Genomic DNA, 7,808 nt, shown 5'->3' on the forward strand with positions numbered 1-7,808 from the left:
CCATGAAGACGAAAAAATACCTTTTAACGTCATTATTCACATTGGCAATGTTCTTGCTCATGCTACCTATGCAAGCTTTTGCGGCAGATTCACTTAATGCTGAAGTAGCAACCCCTACTGGATGGTACGCACTGTTAACAATCTTGCCTTTGATTGTCATTCTAGTACTGCTGTTCTTGAAGGTTGATATGATCGCAGCCGGTCTGGTCGGCGGTGTGATGGCTATGATTATCGGGGGCATATCTTTGACTCAGGCCAACCAGGCCTTCCTCGATTCGATTCCAGGCATGCTCTCGATTACTGTACCGATCGTTAACTCGGCAGTGGCGATGGCCGTATTTAAATCAGGTGGTTACACCTCGGCTCTGACCCTGGTTCGTAGAGGAATTAAGGGACGCGTTGAAATTTTTGCTGCATTTATCGTCCTGTTGCAAGCTGCGGCAACTTATATGTCAGGTATCGGTGGCGGTAGTGCAATGGTTATCGCACCACTGGCTTTTGCGGCATTAGGTGCGATTCCAGAAGTTATCGCTGCAATGTCTATCGTGTCTGCAGTCAGCTTCACAACATCACCTGCATCGCTCGAATCAGGTATCGTCTCGAAGCTGTCGGGTATTCCGGTAGCTGACTATGTTTCTCAAATGCGCCTATTCACATTAGGCTTCGTGATTCTTGGTGTTGCTATCGCATTCTGGGGAGCTAAGCGCAGAAAGGCAATATTCGTAGGCGATGAGAGCAGCGAGTTTGCTGGAATGAGCAACAAGCAATTGTTCAAAATGACGATCCCAGCGATCTTCTTGCTTGGATCGGTTATTCTCGGACCTATCATTAATAAAGCGATTAGCTACAGCTTGTTCACACCACTCGTATACACAATGTTGACCGTGTTCTTGATTTTCCTTTGCACGAAATTTACACTTAACAAATCGCTTGAAGCGATGGTCGATGGCTCAACTTATATTTTGACACGGCTGTTCAGCGTAGGTATCTTCCTGGCATTTATTAATATGATCGGTCAGACCGGCGCTTTTGCAGCGATTTCGAACGTGGCAAGTAATGCTCCTACAGCTATTGTAGTTCCTGTAGCTGTGCTGGCAGGTATATTGGTCGGTATTCCGGCAGGTGCATATGTTGGTTCCATTCTAACCTTGGTGCTACCAATTGCCGTGACACTCGGATTCTCGCCAGTTGCTTTTGGTTTTGTAGCTATGGGTGTAGGTCTTGGAAGTCAGCTCAGCTTTGTTAATATCACCATGCAAGCTCTGTCGTCCGGATTCCAGATTCCAATTCTGCAAGTGGTTAAAGGAAATGGTAAGTGGGTTGGACTCTCGATGGCAATCTTATTGGTACTTTCGTTGATCTTCGGATAAGTCACAGTCATTCGGTTTTATTCATTTAATTAATTATTCAACCGGGAGGAACAAACAATGGATATCTTGATTAAGAAGGCAAGAATTGCTGAGGGTGCGGAGCTTCGTGATATTGCGATCGAAAACGGGAAAATCGTTGGAATCGAAGCCAATATCGAGGCAGAAGCAGGCCGAGTTATCGAAGCGAACGGTAAGGTGTTGATCCCAGGCCTAGTTGAGAGCCATCTTCATTTGGATAAAGCACTCATCGCAGACCGTCTGCCGAACAAATCAGGTACATTGCAGGAGGCCATTAGTGTTACTGGCCAATTGAAGCCGACGTTTACGAAGCAGGATATTCGCGATCGTGCCAGCAGAACTTTGGACATGCTGGTTAAGAACGGCACGACTCATTTGCGGACTCATTCTGAATTCGATCCATCCCAGGGATTCACAGGACTTGAAGTGATTCTTGAGCTCCGTGAAGAGTATAAGAACCTGATCGACATTCAAGTTGTTGCTTTCCCTCAGGAGGGAATCTTCAAGGCACCAGGTACAGATAAAATGATGTACGAGGCTATGGAGATGGGCTGCGATATCGTTGGTGGGGTTCCATACAATGACATCTCAGCTAAAGAGCATATTGACTTTGTGTTCGAGCTTGCTAAAAAATATAACAAGCCTATCGACCTTCATCAGGACTTCAAGGATGATGCAGAAGGCACTACAATCGACTATGTTGCTGAAAAGACCATTGCTGAAGGCTTCGTAGGTAGAGTATCGGTGGGTCACTTGACCAGTATCGCTGCTATGCCTCGTGAGCAATTGCTGCCAATCATTGAGAAGATGAATGAAGCACAAATCAGCGTCATGAGTCTTCCATGTACAGACCTGCATCTTGGAGCGCGTAATGATGCTTATAACGTTCGCCGCACAGTTACTCCTATCCGTGCACTTCGTGATGGTGGTGTAAATATGTGTATTGCGACGAATAATATTCGTAACGCATTCACACCATATGGTAACGGCGACTTGATGCTGACCGCTATGATCGCAATTCCTGTAGGCCATTTAGGCGGTGCAGCTGACTTGCATACAGTTCTACCGATGATTACCACGAATCCAGCAAAGGCTCTCGACTTGAAGGGCTATGGTATTGCAGTGGGTAATAACGCCGATCTGGTATTGCTCGACTCTGAATCAGTTACGAATGCTATCATTGATGTACCAACAAGATTATTCGTCATCAAGAACGGTAAAGTAACGGTTGAAACGGTACGCACTGTTAAAGTCAATGCTTAGTTTTGAACTGATATAATAGGATTACTCCATATTCTCCGCAGAGATATGGAGTTTTTCCATTTCTGTTGCTCTTCACAGAATTCCGCCGGAGCTATAATATTTAATTGTGAATGAAATCAACAGTCTTAAGAATGGAGACCAACAAATGACTCAGAAGAAGACGAGCGAACAATTTGATACGGATGATCGATTTAATCCAAATGTGCAGAGTTATGTTGGGAAGGAGTTCTTTTTGAAAGAGTGCCTGAAGGAATTGCAGAATTTAACGAATTATCAAGTAAGCTGCTGGTTCCCCAATTATTCGATTACCGCTAGCGGTGCTGTTTATCAAGGGGAAGAGTGGGAGGATTTCCTTCGTAACCGGATCCCGAACCCGAACCCAGTTGTTCATTCGATTCATATCCATGAGGTCGAGAACGGCAAGATCGTATTTGATGACGGAGGTAGTGAGGAAGCGAAGAATGAACCTGGCTGATCGTTTGATTACTCTTGCCAACCTGTTCAGCTCCTTATATCAAGCAAAGTTGAATTCAGATATATACAGAGACTGGCTTTATAAATTAGACAATTTGCTGAAGAGTATGTCAGACGGGATTGTTCTATTGAACTTGCAAAGGAATGTGATTCATCAGAACGATGCTTTCGTTCAATTTATTAAGACATATAATGATGGTAAGATGATTATTAATGAGAACCAGCTCATTAAGATGTTCATACAGATTAACGAGCTGGAGTCGGTCGATATAGAGGAATTTGCGTCACAGAATGAAGCTTCGATCAGAATTAAGGCGCAGCTTCCGGGGAAGATTCGTTACTTTGAAATTAAGAAATTTGCTGTGTATGAGAATAGTGAGCCCTTGGGCAATGTGTATAGTATCCGCGATATTACTAAGGAATATGAAGTCGACCAGATCAAGAGCAACCTGATCTCGATCGCCAGTCATGAATTTAAGACTCCGCTGACCAATATCAGGGGAAGTGTAGAGACCCTCTTGAGGGGGGAATCCAATTGGGACGAGTCCTTCTCCCATGATCTATTGCTGGGAATCCATGAGGATGTGCTCCATTTACAAGAGTTAATTGACGTCTGGATGGATGTGAAGAAGATTGAGACAGGCACCTTGCTGCTGCATCAGGATTTCTTCCCACTGTTCCAACTTATCAAAGGGACACGGAATCAACTGCCTGAGAAGGTAATGAGTCAAGGGGAGATCGTATTCAATTATGATACGACGTCAAACTTCCCATTATTATATGGGGATGAAGCTCGTGTGAGGCAGGTTCTGATTAACCTAATTATTAATGGACTTACTTATAATGATGCCAAGGAAAAGAAGATTGTCGTCGATATTCATCATGATGATCAGTATATATATATAGAAGTAACAGATAATGGAATCGGTATTTCAGAGAAAAATCTCAAGAAAATATTTGAGCGTTTCTATAGAGCTGATATTTCAGCGGCACGAAAGAGCGGTGGGTCCGGCCTAGGTCTATCGATTAGTGAGGGCTTGATCCGCGAGCATGGCGGTGAAATTGATGTGAAGAGCCGATTAAATGAGGGAAGCACCTTTACCGTTAAACTGCCGATTATAGAAGTTCCATAGGAGGTAAAGATGAAGAATACCTATAAAATAGCAATAGTAGATGATGAACCGAAGATTGTACGATTCATTAAAGCGAATTTACTGTCTTTTAACTATCAAGTCTGTACATTCTCCAACGGCGAGCAGTTCCTGGAGCAATTCGATCTGCACGAGCCTGATTTGGTCCTGCTTGATGTGATGATGCCTGATATGGATGGCTTTACGGTTTTGAAGCAGCTTCGTAAATTCAGCAAGGTACCGGTAATCTTTCTCACAGCGCGTAGTGCATCTGACGATATGCTTCAGGCCTTCGATCTGGAGGCTGATGATTACTTGACGAAGCCGTTCTCTCTGGACGAGCTATTCGCTAGGGTGAAGGCCGTGCTACGCAGAACGAAGGTGAATTATGAGCTTGGCCGCGAGGAGAGCCGGATTACAACCTATAATCTCGAGATCAACATCGCCCAAAAGCGCGTCTATGTCAAAGGTAATGAAGTGAAGCTGACGAATATTGAATATTTAATTTTGGAGCTTCTAGGAATGCATATGGACAAGATTATTAGTCATGAGCAGATATTGACGACGGTGTGGGGACCGGACTATAGCAATGAAATCGAGTACTTAAGAGTAGCGGTGGCCCGTATCCGTAAGAAGCTGAAGCAGGCCGGCTGTGATCACTATCTGGACGTGATTAAAACTTATTCAGGCATCGGCTATTCACTAATATCTAGTAAGGGTGAATATGAATCGGAGAACAAGCCAACTAGCGAAGAGTAGTAATTGTAAGAATAGATTCATAGTTAGAGTTGGTCCGGTAGCCAAGTTTTTCTCCTAGGTTGCAATTTAGATAGGCATGAGATATACTTAATTTCACCGTGCTAGATGGGGAGGTAGCGGTGCCCTGTAACTCGCAATCCGCTATAGCGAGGTTGAATCCCTGTTAGAGGTCTTGTCGATGTGAGGTCTGGTCTTTATGGCAGACGTTGACGGACGGGTCCTCCGCAATGAGTACCTGTGAACCTGGTCAGGTCCGGAAGGAAGCAGCCATAAGCAGTTTCACTCATGTGCCGGAGGAGTGCCTGTCCCGAGTTGCGCCATAAGGGTGCCGCTTGGATCGCAATGATCAATAACAGGTGCACGGCTACATATTGGATAAGAATACATCTTTGTCTTGGGACAGAGATGTTTTTTTATGGAGATGTGGCTGTGAGCACCTGAGATGTTTCCGTAGGAAACATGACTTCGTAAGCATCCGCTTAGGCCCAACTGAATTCAAGATTCGATGTTGAATAAGCTCTCAGTGTTACGTCGTGATCAAAAGCGAACTTTTTGAACAACCTCTTATAGAAGTTTTTCTGTTCACTTGAGTATAGTATAATAAAGAGGCGGCGATGAGCCGCCTTAGGGATAGAAGAAGGTGCCGCAATGGAGCATATTGCGCTGTACCGTGCTTGGCGGCCGCAGTCGTTTCAAGACATGGTAGGACAACAGCATATTATCCGTACACTGCAGAATGCGATTCGCGAGCAGCGCTTATCGCATGCTTATTTATTTAGCGGACCGCGCGGGACGGGGAAGACAACCACTGCTAAGGTCCTGGCCAAAGCAGTTAACTGCGAGAAGGGTCCTGCAGCAGAGCCTTGTAATGAGTGCGAAGCATGCCGGAGGATTACTGCAGGTGCTGTGATGGATGTGCTTGAAATTGACGCCGCTTCCAACCGGGGGGTCGAGGAAATTCGCGATCTTCGCGAGAAGGTGAAGTACGCCCCGACGGAAGTGCGGCAAAAGGTTTATATTATCGACGAAGTTCATATGTTGACAACTGAAGCTTTCAACGCGTTGCTCAAGACACTTGAGGAGCCACCTCCACACGTGATGTTCATTCTGGCAACAACGGAGCCGCATCGGCTTCCAGCAACTGTTATCTCGCGTTGCCAGCGCTTTGATTTCCGCCGTGTCTCTCTGGAGGAACAAGCCGTCGACTGAAGATGATATGCGAGGAAGAAGGAATCACCGCGGAAGACGATGCGATTCAATATATTTGCAGACTGTCTGACGGGGGATGCGGGATGCGCTCAGCATTCTGGATCAGATCGCTTCATTTACGGATGGACATGTCTCTTACGAGCAGGTGATGAGCCTGACCGGGGGAATCCCGTCTAAGCAGTTCTCCCAGCTCGCCCAGACCTTAATTGATGGCGATGTCGGCGGCATGATGCAGATGATTGAAGGTCTCATGCAGGAGGGTAAGAGCGCTGATAAGTGCATGGAGAACTTGATGTATTATTTCCGCGATCTGTTGATGATCAAGACGGTTCCCCAGGCGGACAAGCTGACCGAACGTGTGCTTGACCCAGAGGATTATCGGGAGATGGCGCATGCCTTCTCTAGGCCTCAATTGTTCCGGATTATCGAGACGTTGAATCACTATCAGACGGAGATGAAGTATTCACAACAGCCGCAGATGCTGTTCGAAGTTGCTTTATTGAAGCTCTGTAGTATTCCGCAGCAGGAAGCTGCCTCGGGAGATGGGGCGGGAGGCGGCGCTGCTCATGCAGCCGAAGCTTCAGAGATTAAGCAGCTCAAACGGCAACTAGCCGAGCTGGAGAAGAAGCTCGAGAAGGCGCTGCAGGGCGGTCTGGCTGCGGCTGGTGGAGGCGGGGCACAGGCTTCTGGCCAAGCAAGCTCAGCAAGGTCATCCAGAAGTGTATCACCACGTGTCTCCTCGGTAGCCAAGATACCCTCCGGAATGGATCGATATATCTCTCAGAAGGACAGTTCAGATACTTCGCAACTCCAGGGCAAGTGGCATCAGGTGTTGCAGGCTGTTAAGGACGAGAAGGTGACGATTCACGCCTGGTTCATGAATGGAGAGCCAGTCTCTGTACTAGAGGATGCTATTCTGGTTGCATTCAAGAATGATATTCACCGAGAGACGACAGAGAAGCCGGCTGATAAAAGTGTTATTGAGCAGGTGCTAGAACGCCAGTTGGGCAAGCCATACCGTCTGGTTACCATGATGCTTAAGGACTGGAATGAGGCGATTCAGAACGGGGCGGCTACTCCTGCACAGCCCTTAGAGCTTGAGCACGAGGATGAGCAGACCGGAAGTAAGGAGCCTTGGGTTGATGAGGCCTTACAGATGTTCGGCGAAGATCTCGTCGTGATTAAAGAGTAACTTTTTGGTATGATTAACAAACATAAATAAATCACTTATTTAATTGAAGGAGATGTGGCTTACATGAACAATATGAATCAGATGATGAAGCAAGTAAAGAAAATGCAAGAGCAAATGCTGAAGGCGCAAGAGGAACTTGCTGATAAGACAATGGAGGGCAGCGCAGGTGGTGGCGTTGTTACTGTACAAGTTAACGGACATAAGAAAGTGTTGTCCATCAATATCAAGCCAGAAGCGGTTGATCCAGATGATGTGGAAATGCTGCAGGATCTAGTACTGACTGCAGTGAATGACGCTCTCACTAAGGCAGAAGAATTAGCGAACCAGGATATGGGCAAATTCACAGGCGGAATGAAAATTCCAGGCCTATTCTAATCCAGATTGAAGGAGAAT

The 7,808-nt window shown here is 46.1% G+C and carries 6 protein-coding genes, 1 other RNA gene and 1 pseudogene; all 8 read left to right on the top strand.

The window, feature by feature from the left end; genetic code table 11:
• The first annotated feature begins 47 nt into the window (after positions 1–47).
• The 8 genes and pseudogenes from RE628_RS00255 (at position 48) to RE628_RS00290 (ending at position 7,790) form a co-directional block, all read left to right on the top strand.
• Positions 48–1,370 carry a citrate transporter gene (locus RE628_RS00255; protein WP_309159318.1) on the top strand — a complete coding sequence of 441 codons (1,323 nt, stop codon included), beginning with the start codon at positions 48–50 and terminating at the stop codon, positions 1,368–1,370.
• 57 nt (positions 1,371–1,427) lie between these two features.
• Positions 1,428–2,651 carry an amidohydrolase family protein gene (locus RE628_RS00260; RefSeq protein WP_309156888.1) on the top strand — a complete coding sequence of 408 codons (1,224 nt, stop codon included), beginning with the start codon at positions 1,428–1,430 and terminating at the stop codon, positions 2,649–2,651.
• A gap of 145 nt (positions 2,652–2,796) precedes the next feature.
• Positions 2,797–3,126, top strand: a complete 330-nt coding sequence (locus RE628_RS00265) for a hypothetical protein (protein WP_309156889.1) — start codon at positions 2,797–2,799, stop codon at positions 3,124–3,126.
• Positions 3,098–4,258, top strand: coding sequence for a sensor histidine kinase (locus RE628_RS00270; RefSeq protein WP_309156890.1), 1,161 nt, complete (start codon positions 3,098–3,100; stop codon positions 4,256–4,258). The genes RE628_RS00265 and RE628_RS00270 overlap by 29 nt, the downstream gene beginning before the upstream one ends.
• Before the next feature lie 9 nt (positions 4,259–4,267).
• Positions 4,268–5,014 carry a response regulator transcription factor gene (locus RE628_RS00275; protein ID WP_309156891.1) on the top strand — a complete coding sequence of 249 codons (747 nt, stop codon included), beginning with the start codon at positions 4,268–4,270 and terminating at the stop codon, positions 5,012–5,014.
• A gap of 96 nt (positions 5,015–5,110) precedes the next feature.
• Positions 5,111–5,378, top strand: an RNA gene (gene ffs / locus RE628_RS00280) — signal recognition particle sRNA large type.
• A 284-nt stretch (positions 5,379–5,662) separates the two neighbouring features.
• Positions 5,663–7,415 (top strand): annotated as a pseudogene (dnaX, locus tag RE628_RS00285) (DNA polymerase III subunit gamma/tau).
• A 63-nt stretch (positions 7,416–7,478) separates the two neighbouring features.
• On the top strand, positions 7,479–7,790 hold the full coding sequence (locus RE628_RS00290; protein WP_309156892.1) for a YbaB/EbfC family nucleoid-associated protein: 312 nt from the start codon (positions 7,479–7,481) through the stop codon (positions 7,788–7,790).
• Positions 7,791–7,808: the final 18 nt, after the last annotated feature.

The sequence above is a fragment of the Paenibacillus sp. D2_2 genome, assembly GCF_031199965.1.
Lineage (GTDB): Bacteria > Bacillota > Bacilli > Paenibacillales > Paenibacillaceae > Fontibacillus.

Bases quoted from the DNA above. Each gene is read 5' to 3' on its own strand.
- RE628_RS00255 (WP_309159318.1), top strand. From the start codon at position 48: ATGTTCTTGCTCATGCTACCTATGCAAGCTTTTGCGGCAGATTCACTT.
- RE628_RS00260 (WP_309156888.1), top strand. From the start codon at position 1,428: ATGGATATCTTGATTAAGAAGGCAAGAATTGCTGAGGGTGCGGAGCTT.
- RE628_RS00265 (WP_309156889.1), top strand. From the start codon at position 2,797: ATGACTCAGAAGAAGACGAGCGAACAATTTGATACGGATGATCGATTT.
- RE628_RS00275 (WP_309156891.1), top strand. From the start codon at position 4,268: ATGAAGAATACCTATAAAATAGCAATAGTAGATGATGAACCGAAGATT.
- RE628_RS00290 (WP_309156892.1), top strand. From the start codon at position 7,479: ATGAACAATATGAATCAGATGATGAAGCAAGTAAAGAAAATGCAAGAG.